The following is a 14,238-nucleotide window of genomic DNA, read 5'->3' on the forward strand; positions in this document are numbered from 1 at the left end:
AGATCCAGGGGCCTGCGCCAAATGCTGCAGTGCGAAAGTCGTAGGCCGGCAAGTTTGCCCCGCTTGGTGGAAAAAGCGATAATGCGCCCGCAGCCAATTTCAGCCTTGACCGTATTTGGAGTTACCTGTGAGCCAAGAACTAGTATTCGCAGACTGGAAAGCGCGAGAAGCGCTGGCAGAGGCCATGGTGCCGTTAATCGGCCGTCTCTACCGCGATCGGAATGTTGAAACTTCTGTGTTCGGACGTCTTGTACATAAGCGTTCGGTCACCGATATCCTTAAGGCGCACCGCTTTGCGCGCCAGATGATGCAGGATCAGGAAGAGCTCAGCGTTCATGATACCTATCCGGTACTGGAAGCCGTCGACAAGCTGGGTGTTGCCAACGCCCACGTAGATGTCGGCAAGCTCGTAATCAAGTTTCGGCACGAAGGCAACGGTGATATCGAAGCCTTCCTGAAAAAAGAACTCGATAGTGTAATCGGTGCCCCTGAGCGCGAACCTACCGATGTCGTACTGTACGGCTTTGGTCGCATTGGCCGCCTGCTGGCGCGTCTGCTGATCGAGCGTACCGGTGGCGGCCAGTCCCTGCGCCTGCGTGCCATCGTTGTGCGCCGTGGCAATGCTGAGAATGATCTGGAAAAACGCGCCAGCCTGCTGCGCCGTGACTCCGTACACGGATCCTTCAAGGGCACCATCCAGGTCGATGAAGAAAACCAGGCCCTGATTGCCAATGGCAACATGATCAAGGTTATCTTTGCCGATGCACCTGACACCATCGATTACACCGATTATGGCATCAGCAATGCGCTGCTGATCGATAACACTGGCAAGTGGCGTGATGCCGATGGTCTGAGCCTCCATTTGCGTGCGACGGGCGTATCCCGCGTGTTGCTGACGGCGCCTGGCAAGGGCATCAAGAACATCGTCATGGGCGTGAATCACCAGGATATCATCGACGAAGATCGCATCCTGTCGGCGGCCTCCTGCACCACCAACGCCATTGTGCCGGTGCTGAAGAAGATCGATGAGCAGTTCGGTGTGCTCAACGGTCACGTTGAAACCGTGCACTCCTACACCAACGACCAGAACCTGATCGACAACTATCACAAGGGTGATCGTCGTGGTCGGGCGGCGGGTCTGAACATGGTCATTTCCGAGACCGGTGCGGCCAAGGCTGTTGCCAAGGCGCTGCCGCAGCTCGAAGGCAAGCTGACCGGTAACGCGATTCGCGTGCCGACGCCCAATGTCTCCATGGCCATTCTGAACCTGAACCTGGAGAAGGAAACCAGCAAGGAAGAGCTGAACGCCTACCTGCGTGATGCCGCGCTTTTCTCCGAGCTGCAAAAGCAGATTGACTTCAGCACCTCACCCGAAGCCGTATCGACCGACTTCGTCGGTTCCCGTGCCGCTGGTGTGGTCGACGGTCTGGCGACCATCGTTGATGGCAAGCGTTGTGTACTCTACGTCTGGTACGACAACGAGTTCGGTTACAGCTGCCAGGTATTCCGCATGATGCAGGCCATGGCGCACTGCACCCTGCCGGCGTTCCCGCTAAAGGGGATCTGATTCGGATTCCGCTGGCCTGGGTCGTTCTGATGCAGGCTTGATCGGCTCTGCCTCTGAAAAAGAGGCCTGACCGGCTGCACCTTGGGTGCAGCCGGTTTTTGTTTGTATGGGCGCTGCTTGATTGTTTTTTGTCCCCCTTGCTGTTTTCGGCTCTGTGCTGCTCGGATCATTTGCGGGCAGATTTTTTTGTATCTGTCTGATCTGGCGCAGCCTTTATTTACCGCTTGTACGACCAAGGTCGGGTTGTGTTCTGCAATCAGGTCTGATGATGCTCTGGTTGAGTGCGGCTTTATTCCCGTCGTGGTGCTTTTTTGTGCGCTGCGTTTGCCTGCGTTGAAAATTATCGAACTTAAATGAAGCAAAGGGCCTGATTGCAAAGGTAGTTTGTAGAAAAGACAGGCTGCGCTCAGTTATACTGTTGCGGATTTTTGGCGGGGCAAATCTTTCCTTGGGACAAAAACAAAACAGCATCTTGATCGTTGCCGGGGCAGCGTTCAGTTGATGACTGATGTTCAAGGGCGGAGTCCTGAAATACAGTTAACGTGATTGGGTGAGGCGTATGATCAAGATCAATAAGGGTCTGGATCTACCGATTGCGGGGGCACCGGAGCAGCGAATCAGCGCTGCTCCGACGGTGCACTCCGTCGCCGTGATGGGTCCGGATTATGTAGGCATGAAGCCTACGATGGCCGTCAAGGTGGGGGACCGGGTAAAACTCGGTCAAGTGATCTTTTCCGACAAAAAAACAGAAGGCGTCGACTTCACGGCTCCTGGCGCGGGTGTCGTCAAGGAAATCAACCGTGGCGAGCGCCGGGTACTGCAGTCTGTTGTTATCGAACTGGATGACAACGAAGAAGCGGTCGAATTTGCCAAGTACGACGCCACTCAGCTGGCGGGTCTTGAGCGTGCTCAGGTCGAACAGAACCTGGTTCAGTCCGGACTCTGGACGGCGTTTCGTACCCGCCCGTTCAGCAAGATTCCTCAGCCCGGCAGCGAGCCGCACTCGATCTTCGTTACCGCGATCGATACCAACCCGCTGGCCGCTGATCCTCAGGTCGTTATTGCCGAGCAGGCCGAGGCCTTTGCCAATGGTCTGAAACTCCTGACCGTGCTGAGCAAGACCAAGGTCTATCTGTGCAAGGCGGCAGGCGCCAAGATCAATACGGTTGAAGGCGTGCAGTTGTCCGAGTTCTCCGGTATTCATCCGGCCGGCAACGCGAGTACCCATATTCACTTCCTGGATCCTGTCTCCCGCACCAAGACCGTTTGGGCTCTGGGTTACCAGGACGTTATCGCCATGGGCAAGCTGTTCACCGAAGGTCGTCTGTCGACCGAGCGTGTTATTGCCCTGGGCGGTCCGCAGGTCGACAAGCCGACGCTGTTGCGCACCCGTCTGGGCGCGAACCTGGCGGAAGTCTGCGCCGGTCGTCTCAAACCGGGTACCAATCGCGTGATCAGTGGTTCCATCTGGAATGGCCGCAGCGCCGCAGGCCCTCTGGGCTATCTTGGTCGCTACGCGACTCAGGTGAGCGTGCTGGAAGAAGGCTACAAGCGTGAATTCATGGGCTGGATTGCCGCTGGGACCGAGAAATTCTCGGTACTGAACATGTTTGCGTCCGTGCTGAATGCGGGTAAGAAGTTCGCCTTCACCACCAGCACTAACGGCTCCGAGCGCGCCATGGTCCCGGTGGGACAGTTCGAAACGCTGATGCCGCTGGATATCCTGCCGACACAGTTGCTGCGTTCCCTGATTACCGGCGACATCGTGACCGCGATGCAGCTGGGCTGTCTGGAGCTGGATGAGGAAGACCTCGCACTCTTTACTTTTGCCTGTACGGGCAAGTATGAGTACGGCCCCATCCTGCGCGACAACCTGCTGCGTATCGAGAAGGAGGCCTGATCCAATGAGCCTGAGAAACGTTCTTGACAAAATGGAGCCGCATTTCCATAAAGGCGGCAAATATGAAAACTGGTACGCGCTCTACGAAGCGGTGGATACCATTTTCTACACCCCGGGGCAGGTGACCAAAAGCGCCGCTCACGTGCGTGATGGCGTCGACCTCAAGCGCATGATGATCCTGGTGTGGCTCTGTACTTTTCCGGCCGTGCTTTTCGGTCTGTACAATGTTGGCTTTCAGGCCAACACCGCCATGGCGAGCCTGGGTCTGACCGACGCGAGCAGCTGGCAGGGCAGTGTTGCCGGCGCTCTGACGTCGTTCAATCCGGACAGCCTGTGGGATAACATTATTCACGGCGCTGCCTACTGGATTCCCGTTTACGCGGTGACCTTTGTGGTCGGCGGTTTCTGGGAAGTGCTGTTCGCGATGAAGCGTGGCCATGAAGTCAACGAAGGCTTCTTTGTTACCTCTATCCTGTTTGCACTGATTCTGCCGCCGTCGATTCCCCTGTGGCAGGTTGCCCTGGGTATCAGCTTTGGCGTGGTGATCGGCAAGGAAGTGTTCGGTGGTACCGGCAAAAACTTCCTCAATCCGGCCCTGACCGGTCGTGCCTTCCTGTTCTTCGCCTATCCTGCGCAGATGTCAGGTGACGCGATCTGGACAGCCGTTGACGGCTTCTCCGGCGCTACGCCGCTGGGTCTGGCTGCAGCGGGCGGTGTGGATGCCATTCTGGCGCAGAATATCACCTGGTTCGATGCCTTCATCGGCAACATTCAGGGCTCGGTGGGTGAAGTCTCGACGCTGTTTATCGCCGTTGGCGGCCTGGTACTGCTGTACACCAGGGTTGCGGCCTGGCGTATCGTTGCCGGCGTGCTGGCCGGTACGGTAGTTACCACCGTGCTGCTGAACCTGATCGGGTCCGATACCAATCCCATGTTCAGTGTGCCTTTCTACTGGCACATGGTGCTCGGTGGTTATGCCTTCGGTCTGTTCTTCATGGCCACGGACCCGGTGTCGGCGTCCATGACCAATACCGGCAAGTGGTACTTCGGTGCCCTGATCGGTCTGATGGTGGTGCTGATTCGCGTCGTCAACCCGGCCTTCCCTGAAGGCATGATGCTGGCGATTCTGTTCGGTAACCTCTTTGCGCCGCTGATCGACAGCTTTGTGGTGCAGGCCAACATCAAGCGGAGGATGAAACGTCATGGCGGCTAATGATTCGATCAAGAAGACGATTACCGTTACCGTTCTGCTGTGCGTCGTCTGCTCGGTAGTTGTATCCGCCGCAGCGGTACTGCTCAAGCCTCAGCAGGTTTCCAACAAGGAGCTGGACCGCAAGTCCAACATCCTGTCGGCAGCGGGTATCAGTGAACCCGGCAAGTCCGTGGATGAGCTGTTCGCGCAGATCACCACCAAAATCGTCGACCTGGAAACAGGCAAGTTCACCGATGCGGTGAATGTTGCGACCTACGATGCCATCAAGGCTGCCAAGGATCCGGCACGTTCCATCAAGCTGGATCGCCAGGACGACATCGCCTCCATCAAGCGTCAGGCCCGCTATATGCCGGTCTACCTGGTGCAAGATGGAAACCAGATCGAGCGCATTATCCTGCCGGTTCACGGTTACGGTCTCTGGTCTACCCTGTACGGGTTCCTGGCGCTGGAAGGCGACCTGAACACAGTGGTGGGTCTGGGCTTCTATTCCCACGCCGAAACACCGGGCCTGGGTGGCGAAGTTGATAACCCGGCCTGGAAAGCGCTCTGGCCTGGCAAGAAGGTTTACGAAGAGGGAACGATGGATCCCATATTGCACCTGATCAAGGGCAATGTGAATCCGTCTTCAGCGGATGCGGCGCATCAGATTGATGGTCTGTCCGGCGCGACTCTGACCAGCAATGGCGTGAGCAACCTGGTTAAATTCTGGCTCGGCGAGAATGGCTACGCGCCGTTTCTGGCTAACCTGCGTGCAGGGGGGGTGTAAATCATGGCTTCAGTTTCCGCTAAAGACGTCCTGACGAAACCGGTTTTTGCCAATAACCCGATCGGTCTGCAGATCCTGGGGATCTGTTCTGCGCTCGCGGTTACGTCCAACCTCAATACTGCCATGGTCATGAGCCTTGCGGTTATCGTGGTGACGGCGTTTTCGAACTTTTTTGTTTCGCTGATCCGCAATCACATTCCGGGCAGCATTCGCATCATTTGCCAGATGACTATTATCGCGTCCCTGGTAATCGTAGTGGATCAGTTCCTCAAGGCCTATGCCTATGATGTGTCCAAGCAGTTGTCGGTCTTCGTCGGTCTGATCATCACCAACTGTATCGTCATGGGCCGGGCCGAAGCCTTCGCCATGAAGAACCCTCCGGTGATTTCGTTCCTCGACGGTATTGGCAATGGCCTGGGTTACGGTGTGGTACTGATGTTTGTCGGTACCATCCGTGAGCTGCTGGGCTCCGGTTCCCTCTTCGGTATCGAGATTCTGCCGCTGGTCAACAACGGTGGCTGGTACCAGGCCAATGGTCTGTTGCTGCTGCCGCCGAGCGCGTTCTTCATTATCGGCATGTTCATCTGGATCGTGCGTTCCTGGAAGAAAGACCAGGTTGAGGCGCCGGAATACGTGCTGGCCCCCAATAGCAAGCAGGAGGCGGTGTAATCATGGAACAGCTGATAAGCCTTTTCGTTAAGGCCGTTTTCGTTGAAAACATGGCGCTCGCCTTCTTCCTGGGGATGTGTACTTTCCTTGCGATCTCCAAGAAGGTACAGACGGCGATTGGCCTGGGTATTGCGGTTATAGTGGTACTGGCCATCACGACGCCGATCAATAACCTGGTTTTCAACCATCTGCTGCGTGAAGGCGCGCTGGCCTGGGCCGGTTACCCTGACGTGGATCTGAGCTTCCTCGGCTATATCTCGTACATCGGCGTTATTGCGGCGGTTGTGCAGATTCTCGAGATGTTCCTCGACAAGTTCGTACCGGCGCTCTACAACGCCCTGGGTGTGTTCTTGCCGCTGATTACCGTGAACTGCGCCATCATGGGTGCGGCGCTGTTCATGGTAGAGCGTGACTACAACTTCAGCGAAAGTGTGGTTTACGGAGTGGGTGCCGGTACGGGCTGGGCTCTGGCCATCACGGCGCTGGCGGGTATTCGCGAAAAGCTCAAGTACAGCGACGTGCCGGCAGGACTGCGTGGCCTGGGCATCACCTTCATTACTGTCGGTCTGATGTCTCTGGGTTTCATGTCCTTCTCCGGTGTGCAGCTGTAAGGAACATGATGAACACAAGGGTGGATCAAGCCAATGAATGCTGAAATCGTTCTCGGCGTTGTCATGTTTACCGCGATGGTGTTGGCACTTGTCGCGGTTATCCTGGCAGCCCGTTCAAAGCTCGTAAGCTCCGGTAACGTCAATATAGAGATTAATGGCGATCCGGAAAAAACCATTACGGTTGCGGCCGGCGACAAGCTGTTGTCGACCCTGGCCGGTGCTGGCATCTTCGTCCCCTCCGCCTGTGGCGGCGGTGGTACCTGTGCCCAGTGCAAATGTATCGTGGAAGAGGGCGGTGGCTCCATGCTGCCGACCGAAGAGTCCCACTTCACCCTGCGTGAAGGCAAGCAGGGCTGGCGTCTGTCGTGCCAGGTTGCCGTCAAGCAGGACCTGAAGATCGAACTCGAAGACGATGTCTTCGGCGTCAAGAAATGGGAGTGCACCGTCGATTCAAACCCGAACGTGGCCACTTTCATAAAGGAACTGACACTGCGCCTGCCTGAAGGCCAGAATGTTGACTTCCGCGCCGGTGGTTATGTGCAGCTCGAGGCTCCGGCCCACGTAGTGCACTACAAGGACTTCGATATCGAAGAGGAATACCGCGCAGACTGGGACAAGTTCAACGTCTGGCAGTATGTCTCCAAGGTTGATGAGCCGGTTATCCGTGCCTATTCCATGGCCAACTACCCGGAAGAAGTGGGTATTGTTAAGTTCAATATCCGTATCGCTTCGCCGCCGCCGGGCACCAGCTTCCCGCCGGGCAAGATGTCGTCCTATGTCTTCGGTCTCAAGCCCGGTGACAAGATCGACGTTTACGGTCCCTTCGGTGAGTTCTTCGCCCAGGAAACCGATAACGAGATGGTCTTTATCGGTGGTGGTGCCGGCATGGCGCCAATGCGCTCGCATATCTTCGATCAGCTCAAGCGTTTGAACTCCAAGCGCAGGATCAGCTTCTGGTATGGCGCACGCTCCATGCGTGAAGCCTTCTATGGTGAAGAATATGATGCGCTTGCCGCAGAGAACGATAACTTCAAGTGGCATCTGGCGCTGTCGGATCCCCAGCCTGAAGATAACTGGGATGGCCACACCGGCTTTATCCACAACGTGCTGTACGAGAACTATCTGCGGGATCACGATGCGCCCGAAGATTGCGAGTACTACATGTGTGGGCCGCCGATGATGAACGCGGCGGTCATCCAGATGCTGGTAGATCTGGGTGTCGAACGTGAAAACATCTATCTCGACGACTTCGGTGGTTGATGGATGGTCGCTTCTGTGCCGAAGCTGACAACAAAATGGCCAGCAGCTTCCCTGCTGGCCATTTTTTTTGTGTGGCTGCTAATTCTGTCTGGCTGCAGTTCGGAACCCGAGCAGCGGGTGCTCAGCGTTTCGGGCGCCACCATGGGGACGACCTACAGCGTCAAATGGGTGTCGGCTGAGTCCGGGGATGAGTCTGTTGAGCGCATAGGGGCGCGGCTGCAGCAATCCTTGCTGGATGTGAACCAGTCGATGTCGACCTACATCGTGGATTCTGAGCTATCGCGCTTTAATCAGGCAGGGGCGGGCTACAGTACTCAAGTCTCGGCCGGTTTGTTTGAAGTGCTGCAGCTGGCGCAGACGATCAGCCAGAGCACCCAGGGTGCTTTCGATGTTACAGTCGGGCCGCTGGTCAATCTCTGGGGCTTTGGACCTGATGGGCGCGTGACCCATGCCCCGGAGCAGGCGCAGATCGATGCGGCGCGTCAGCGCGTGGGTTATCAGTACCTGCAGCTGGACGCGCCCACACTGCATGCAAGCAAGACGGCTGATCTTTACGTCGACCTCTCGGCCATCGCCAAGGGCTATGGCGTGGATGAGCTGGCGCGGGTGATGGAACATGAAGGCATCGACAGCTATCTGGTGGAGATTGGCGGCGAGCTGCGTGCCAGGGGGCTCAAGCCCGATGGCAATGGCTGGCGCATCGCGATTGAAAGCCCGGTCGATGCAGGCCGTGAAGTGCAGCGTGTTATTACGGTGCATGAAACCGGCGTGGCCACCTCGGGTGACTACCGCAATTACTTCCAGGAAGACGGGGTGCGCTTTTCCCATACCCTGGACCCGCTGACCGGCAAGCCTATTGCGCATCAGCTGGCATCGGTGACCGTACTGCGGCCAACCTGCGCCGAGGCGGATGCGCTGGCCACGGCCCTGACGGTGATGGGGGATGAACGCGGCTACCAGTATGCGATCGATAATCAGATAGCCGCCTTTTTTATCGTCAAGTCTGAAGCCGGTTTTGTAGAGCGCATGACGCCGCAATTCGAGCAATACCTAAGCAAGTAAGCTATTGCCGATGGCTATTATGATTTTGACCTTTGTGTCGCTCGGCACGGTGATCCTGACGATGCCCGTGGGCGTGCGCATGATGCCGCAATTCGAGCAATACCTAAGCCAAGTGAGGTGTTACTGATGGATATTATGATTTTGACCTTTGTGGTGCTCGGTGCCGTGATCCTGGCCATGTCCGTGGGCGTGTTGATGGGGCGTAAGCCCATCGCCGGTTCCTGTGGCGGCATGGGTGCCATGGGTGTGGAAACCGAGTGCGATATCTGCGGCGGTAACCCGAACAAGTGCGACGAAGAACAGAAAAAAACCACCGACCGGGCCCAGACTCCGGCGGCTCTGGCGTATGAGGTCAAGGCATAGGTCTATACCTGGCCTGGATTTTTGTCCGCCCATAGTGGTGTTATTTCAAGATACGAAGGGGAAACGAATGGCAGTGTATGACTATGACGTCATTGTGATCGGATCCGGACCCGCGGGTGAGGGTGCGGCCATGAATTCGGTCAAGAAGGGGCGCCGCGTTGCGGTGATCGAGGAGCAGGACCTGGTGGGCGGCAACTGTACGCACAAGGGTACAATTCCCTCCAAGGCACTACGTCATTCCGTGAAGCAGATCATCGAGTTCAACACCAACCCGATGTTCCGTGATATTGGTGAGCCGCGCTGGTTTTCGTTCCCCATAGTGTTGAACCGCGCCGAAAAGGTTATCGCCAATCAGGTGATGTTGCGCACCAACTTTTATGCGCGCAACCGGGTGGATGTGTTCTTTGGCCGGGCTGAGTTTGCCGACAAGAACACCATCATCGTGCGCGGCACGGCCAATGGCGAGGAAACGCTGCGCGCGCGCAATGTCGTGATCGCAACCGGTTCGCGCCCCTATTGCCCGCCGGATATCGACTTCGAACACCCGCGTATCTACAACTCCGATACCATTCTCAAACTCAGCCATACACCCCGTACCATGGTGATTTACGGTGCCGGGGTTATCGGTTGTGAATACGCCTCCATCTTTGCAGGCCTGGGCGTCAAGGTGGACCTGATTGACCAGCGTGACCGTCTGCTGTCCTTCCTGGATGGCGAAATTTCGGATGCGCTGAGCTATCACCTGCGCAACAATGCTGTGAAAATTCGTCACAACGAAGAATATGCATCCGTTGTCGCGGACCAGGGCGGCGTGATCATGACCCTCAAGTCCGGCAAGCGCATTCATGCCGATGCTTTCCTCTGGTGTAACGGCCGTACCGGCAACACCGATGGCCTGGGGCTGGAGAAGATCGGCCTGGTGGCTAACGGTCGTGGTCAGCTCGAGGTGGATGACCATTACCGCACGGGCTGCGAAGGCATTTATGCGGCCGGTGATGTGGTGGGCTGGCCAAGTCTGGCGTCGGCGGCGCTGGATCAGGGGCGTGCCGCGGCGGGGGATCTGCTGAACTGCGAGGACTTCCGCTATATCAACGAAGTGCCGACCGGTATTTACACCCTTCCCGAGATCAGCTCGCTCGGCAAGACCGAGGAAGAGCTGACGGCGGAATGCGTGCCCTACGAAGTGGGTCAGGCCTTCTTCAAGGATACCGCCAGGGCGCAGATATCCGGCCAGACGGTGGGCATGCTCAAGCTGCTGTTCAACCGCGATACGCTGGAAATCCTGGGGATTCACTGCTTTGGTGACCATGCTTCCGAGATCGTCCATATCGGTCAGGCGATCATGGCGCAAAAGGGTGAGGCTAACACCCTGAAGTACTTTATCAATACCACCTTCAACTACCCGACCATGGCAGAAGCCTACCGTGTTGCGGCTATTTCCGGTTTGAACCGGATTTCCAACATCTAGATCTTTGCGATATCCCCGGTCGGAGCCATCTGGTTCTGGCCGGGCTCTGTCTTTATCCGTCAGCCTGTCAGGCTGGCGATCCGGATTTCCTCTGCGTATTCCTTCGTGCCTTGGCATCGCTCTGAGCGGATTTTGGCGTGTCAGCATGGCTGATCGGCAGCGCCGCAGCGTCGATGTCAAGCAGCTCCAGTACCACCCGTGCCGCATAGGCATCGTTGCCGGCATAGAGCAACTGGTTGTCCTTGAGTTCCGGCAGAGCCCAGTTGGACATGGCAACGGATTTCGATTTCTGAAATTTCTGCCCCAGCAGTACCGCGATGGCAGCCTTGACGCCCAGCTCCCGACGATACCCCTGCTTGCGAAATACCTGATCCAGATCCAGCAGCGCGTTGGGCGTAATCCCCAGCTTGCGGCGGATATGGCTGCGATCGGAGCCTAATCCGAAGCCGACCTTGACGGTGTCCGCCGATTGCAGAATGCGGCACAGATGTTCGCAGCAATGCTCGCGCCAGAGCTGAAAGATATAGGCATGCTTGAGGGTCGTCAGCTGCACCACGTGGGGGCCGCGTGAGGTTTCACCCTTGTCAAAGGTGGGCTTGGACTCGGTATCGAAGCCCACATAGCGGCACTGCAGCAGGTCCCGGGTGGCGGCTATGAAGTCTTCATGACTGCGCGGTACCAGGATCTGGGCAAGACCCAGTCCCTGGAATGGGGGCATCAGGGCAATGTCGGCCTTGCCGGGGGCTTCACGTTCTTCTTTGCGCATTGATCAGGCTCGTCTTGTTTTTGCTCGCCGTCAGGGCACGGTATTGAATGATAAGGTCGATGATTTCCGGTCGCGGCGTGGCCACGGCCATCAAGGACTCTTCCAGTGAGCGGCGCTGGGGCAGGGGCAGGTTGAACTTGTCGAGCAGGATCTGCCTGACTTCAGCGTCGGCGTCGGGGTCGATAGTGGTGCCGGCGTAGATACAGATGCGCTGTAAAATAAATGCTTTGTTCGCCATTAAACGGGGTTCCGCGTTGAGGATGGTCGGGGGTGTTTGCATAAGACATCCTGCGGGAGATCAGGCCCGGCTAGCAGCCTGTCGGGCTTTTCCACAGTAGATCAGTGGTAAGTCCGACAGGCTGCCAGGGCGTCCAGGGCTCTCAGCTGCGTGGGCCGTCTGTCAGCACTGCGATGTACAGGTCTTCGACCTTCTTGCGTGCCCAGGGCGTACGGCGCAGGAATTTGAGGCTCGACTTGATGGACGGGTCCTGGGTGAAACAGCGGATATCAATGCGATCACCCAGCTCGCTCCAGCCGTAGTGTTCAACCAGGCGGGTGACAACCTGTTCCAGGGTAGTGCCATGCAGGGGGTTATTGGGTTGCGGGTGGTTCATGGTGTTGGCGTGGTCCTTTAGGGAGAGCGGTGTCGAATGCACTGGCTGCCGGGAACGGTGATGGAAATAGTGCGTTGCAGCATTAGGTTAGGGCAGATTATATCACCTGCGTCAGAGCGCGGCTTTACAGACCGGGTGCCGGACAGGCTTACTCGGGTCGGAAACGACCGTTGTTATCCTGGTACCAGCTATTGAACTGGTCGGCGGGCATGGGGCGGGCGATGAAATACCCCTGGGCGATATCGCAGCCAAAGTCTGACAGCAGCGCGTAGGCGGTTTTGGTCTCCACGCCTTCGGCAACCACCTGCATGCCCAGGTTATGGGCCATGTCCACGGCGGCCTTGACGATATGGTATGAGCCTGAGGTTTTGGAGAGGGATTTCACGAATGACTGGTCGACCTTGATGACGGAGACCGGCAGGGCATCAAGGTATTGCAGCGAAGAATAGCCGGTGCCGAAATCATCGATGGACAGGGTTATATTGGCGTTGGACAGGCGTGTGAGCTCGCGCACGGTGCGATCGAGGTCGAGCATAAAGGCGCCTTCGGTGATTTCAAGCTCCAGCAGGGCACCGTCGACCTGATGCTTTTCCAGCAGGGCCAGTACTGTGTCGGCGAAGTCGGGGGCCAGCAGGTTGCGGGTGGATATGTTGACGGCAACGCTGAGCTGAATGCCCATGGACTGCCACTGGGTAATCTGTGCCAGGGCGCTGTCGATGGCCCAGGCGGTGAGCTGATCGATCAGGGTGCTGTGCTCGGCGCGGGGGATGAATTTCCCGGGAGGGATCGGGCCGCGCTCGGGGTGTTGCCAGCGCATCAGCGCCTCCACGCCGAGGACGCTATTGCTCAGCAGGCAGATTTTGGGCTGGTAGTGCAGTGACAGCTGATTCGAAGCCAGGGCTGTGTTGAGTTCGGCCAGCAGCTCCAGGGTGTCCTGGTTGTGGGTGATATCCAGCTCCGGGCTAAAGCGAGCCCAGGGTTGTGCGCGCTCGGCGGCACGGCGCAGTGCGATTTCGGCCTGGCGCAGGCAGGTTTCGGCGCTTTCATTCTGGCTGGCAAGGAGCGTATAGCCCGTGCTGATATCAGCATGAATCAGCAGGGTGTCGAAACGAAACGGCAGGTTAAATTCCTCGCCCATGCGGGTCAGGCGCTTCTCGATATTGCAGGCCGATGTCGATGTCAGGATGATCGCCAACTGATGGCTATTGATCCGATAGGGTTTGGTCTCCATGTCTTTCAGGGTCTGCAGGCGATAGGACAGCTGCTGGATAATTTCATCGCTGATGCCCAGGCCATAGGCGGTTTCCATTTCCAGCATGTTTTCCACGGAAATCACCGCCAGGTAGCTGCGCCTGAAATCCTGGTTGCTGTAAGAGCTCGCGTTCAGGTGGGAGAGCAATGCCTGGCGGTTGGGCAGCTCGCTGCTGCCGTCGTGGTGCATGAGCCACTGGATGTGGTCCAGGTAGCGCTGCACGCAATCCCTGGCGGTGCCGCAGAAGAGTCCAGCAAGGATGAAAAAGCCGCTGCGGTAAAGCCAGTTGATGGTTTTCTGCGTCTCGCCCGTGCTGACGTCGATCGGCATCAGCGGGCCCAGTACAAGACCCGCCATCGCGCCGACAAGGGCGCCTATAGGGGCGCCGTAGATAAAGCCGCCCAGCAGAATCACCAAGTACATGGAATGTGCGTAGACGTATTTCACACCGCCGGTCAGGTACACAAGGGTATAGACAGCAGTCATGAGCAGGAGCAGCAACGGGATGGCAAGGAGCCGGATCTGTCGCTGCTGTTGCTGCACCCAGGTGAGCAGTCTGGGGGGGGCGCCCTGCTCGCGTTCGGCGAGGGCGTGGTTAGACCGGTTGGCTGCCGGATCCGTCGAAAACTGGTGCCTGACGTTCATAACATCCTGTTATCACGTTGAATGCAGGGCGATCTGAGTCGATTCCATGTTTCATCAAAGCATGCAGTGTAGTCGACTTGGC

15 protein-coding genes are annotated in these 14,238 nt (G+C 57.3%); 10 read left to right on the forward strand and 5 right to left on the reverse strand.

What is annotated here, in order from left to right:
* The first annotated feature begins 127 nt into the window (after positions 1 to 127).
* Positions 128 to 1,567, forward strand: a complete 1,440-nt coding sequence (locus A8C75_RS08010; RefSeq protein ID WP_067380455.1) for a glyceraldehyde-3-phosphate dehydrogenase — start codon at positions 128 to 130, stop codon at positions 1,565 to 1,567.
* A gap of 213 nt (positions 1,568 to 1,780) precedes the next feature.
* Here the strand turns inward: A8C75_RS08010 and A8C75_RS23580 are convergent, their stop codons facing one another.
* Entirely contained in the window at positions 1,781 to 2,083 is a 303-nt protein-coding gene (locus A8C75_RS23580; RefSeq protein ID WP_157890238.1) for a hypothetical protein, read from the reverse strand.
* A gap of 43 nt (positions 2,084 to 2,126) precedes the next feature.
* Between A8C75_RS23580 and A8C75_RS08015 the strand changes: the two genes are divergently transcribed.
* From A8C75_RS08015 to sthA, 9 genes are all read left to right on the forward strand, one after another.
* Positions 2,127 to 3,467 (forward strand): Na(+)-translocating NADH-quinone reductase subunit A, encoded by a 1,341-nt coding sequence (locus tag A8C75_RS08015; RefSeq protein ID WP_067380458.1) that lies wholly within the window; start codon positions 2,127 to 2,129, stop codon positions 3,465 to 3,467.
* A 4-nt stretch (positions 3,468 to 3,471) separates the two neighbouring features.
* Entirely contained in the window at positions 3,472 to 4,680 is a 1,209-nt protein-coding gene (locus tag A8C75_RS08020) for an NADH:ubiquinone reductase (Na(+)-transporting) subunit B (protein ID WP_067380461.1), read from the forward strand.
* Complete coding sequence (locus A8C75_RS08025; RefSeq protein WP_067380464.1) at positions 4,670 to 5,446, forward strand: Na(+)-translocating NADH-quinone reductase subunit C; 777 nt, start codon at positions 4,670 to 4,672, stop codon at positions 5,444 to 5,446. Before A8C75_RS08020 ends, A8C75_RS08025 begins: the two co-directional genes overlap by 11 nt.
* A gap of 3 nt (positions 5,447 to 5,449) precedes the next feature.
* The gene (locus A8C75_RS08030) at positions 5,450 to 6,115 is read left to right on the forward strand and encodes an NADH:ubiquinone reductase (Na(+)-transporting) subunit D (RefSeq protein WP_067380467.1); all 666 of its coding nucleotides are present in this window, start codon (positions 5,450 to 5,452) and stop codon (positions 6,113 to 6,115) included.
* Between the two features lie 2 nt (positions 6,116 to 6,117).
* Positions 6,118 to 6,726 (forward strand): NADH:ubiquinone reductase (Na(+)-transporting) subunit E, encoded by a 609-nt coding sequence (gene nqrE / locus A8C75_RS08035; protein WP_067294831.1) that lies wholly within the window; start codon positions 6,118 to 6,120, stop codon positions 6,724 to 6,726.
* Between the two features lie 33 nt (positions 6,727 to 6,759).
* Entirely contained in the window at positions 6,760 to 7,986 is a 1,227-nt protein-coding gene (nqrF, locus tag A8C75_RS08040) for an NADH:ubiquinone reductase (Na(+)-transporting) subunit F (RefSeq protein ID WP_067380470.1), read from the forward strand.
* A gap of 69 nt (positions 7,987 to 8,055) precedes the next feature.
* On the forward strand, positions 8,056 to 9,048 hold the full coding sequence (locus A8C75_RS08045; protein ID WP_335622986.1) for an FAD:protein FMN transferase: 993 nt from the start codon (positions 8,056 to 8,058) through the stop codon (positions 9,046 to 9,048).
* A 126-nt stretch (positions 9,049 to 9,174) separates the two neighbouring features.
* Positions 9,175 to 9,411 (forward strand): (Na+)-NQR maturation NqrM, encoded by a 237-nt coding sequence (gene nqrM / locus A8C75_RS08050; protein ID WP_067380476.1) that lies wholly within the window; start codon positions 9,175 to 9,177, stop codon positions 9,409 to 9,411.
* Positions 9,412 to 9,478: 67 nt separating this feature from the next.
* Complete coding sequence (gene sthA, locus A8C75_RS08055) at positions 9,479 to 10,879, forward strand: Si-specific NAD(P)(+) transhydrogenase (RefSeq protein WP_067380479.1); 1,401 nt, start codon at positions 9,479 to 9,481, stop codon at positions 10,877 to 10,879.
* Between the two features lie 67 nt (positions 10,880 to 10,946).
* Here the strand turns inward: sthA and A8C75_RS08060 are convergent, their stop codons facing one another.
* The 4 genes from A8C75_RS08060 to A8C75_RS08075 all read right to left on the reverse strand — a co-directional run bounded on the left by A8C75_RS08060 (position 10,947) and on the right by A8C75_RS08075 (position 14,156).
* A complete protein-coding gene (locus A8C75_RS08060) occupies positions 10,947 to 11,645 on the reverse strand; it encodes a 3'-5' exonuclease (RefSeq protein WP_067380482.1) in 699 nt (232 codons plus the stop codon).
* Positions 11,626 to 11,925 carry a hypothetical protein gene (locus A8C75_RS08065; protein ID WP_227819860.1) on the reverse strand — a complete coding sequence of 100 codons (300 nt, stop codon included), beginning with the start codon at positions 11,923 to 11,925 and terminating at the stop codon, positions 11,626 to 11,628. The genes A8C75_RS08060 and A8C75_RS08065 overlap by 20 nt, the downstream gene beginning before the upstream one ends.
* Positions 11,926 to 12,025: 100 nt before the next feature.
* Positions 12,026 to 12,259, reverse strand: a complete 234-nt coding sequence (locus A8C75_RS08070) for a VF530 family protein (protein ID WP_067380485.1) — start codon at positions 12,257 to 12,259, stop codon at positions 12,026 to 12,028.
* Between the two features lie 148 nt (positions 12,260 to 12,407).
* Entirely contained in the window at positions 12,408 to 14,156 is a 1,749-nt protein-coding gene (locus A8C75_RS08075; protein WP_084783862.1) for a putative bifunctional diguanylate cyclase/phosphodiesterase, read from the reverse strand.
* Positions 14,157 to 14,238: the final 82 nt, after the last annotated feature.

This window comes from Marinobacterium aestuarii, assembly GCF_001651805.1.
GTDB classification, from domain to species: domain Bacteria; phylum Pseudomonadota; class Gammaproteobacteria; order Pseudomonadales; family Balneatricaceae; genus Marinobacterium_A; species Marinobacterium_A aestuarii.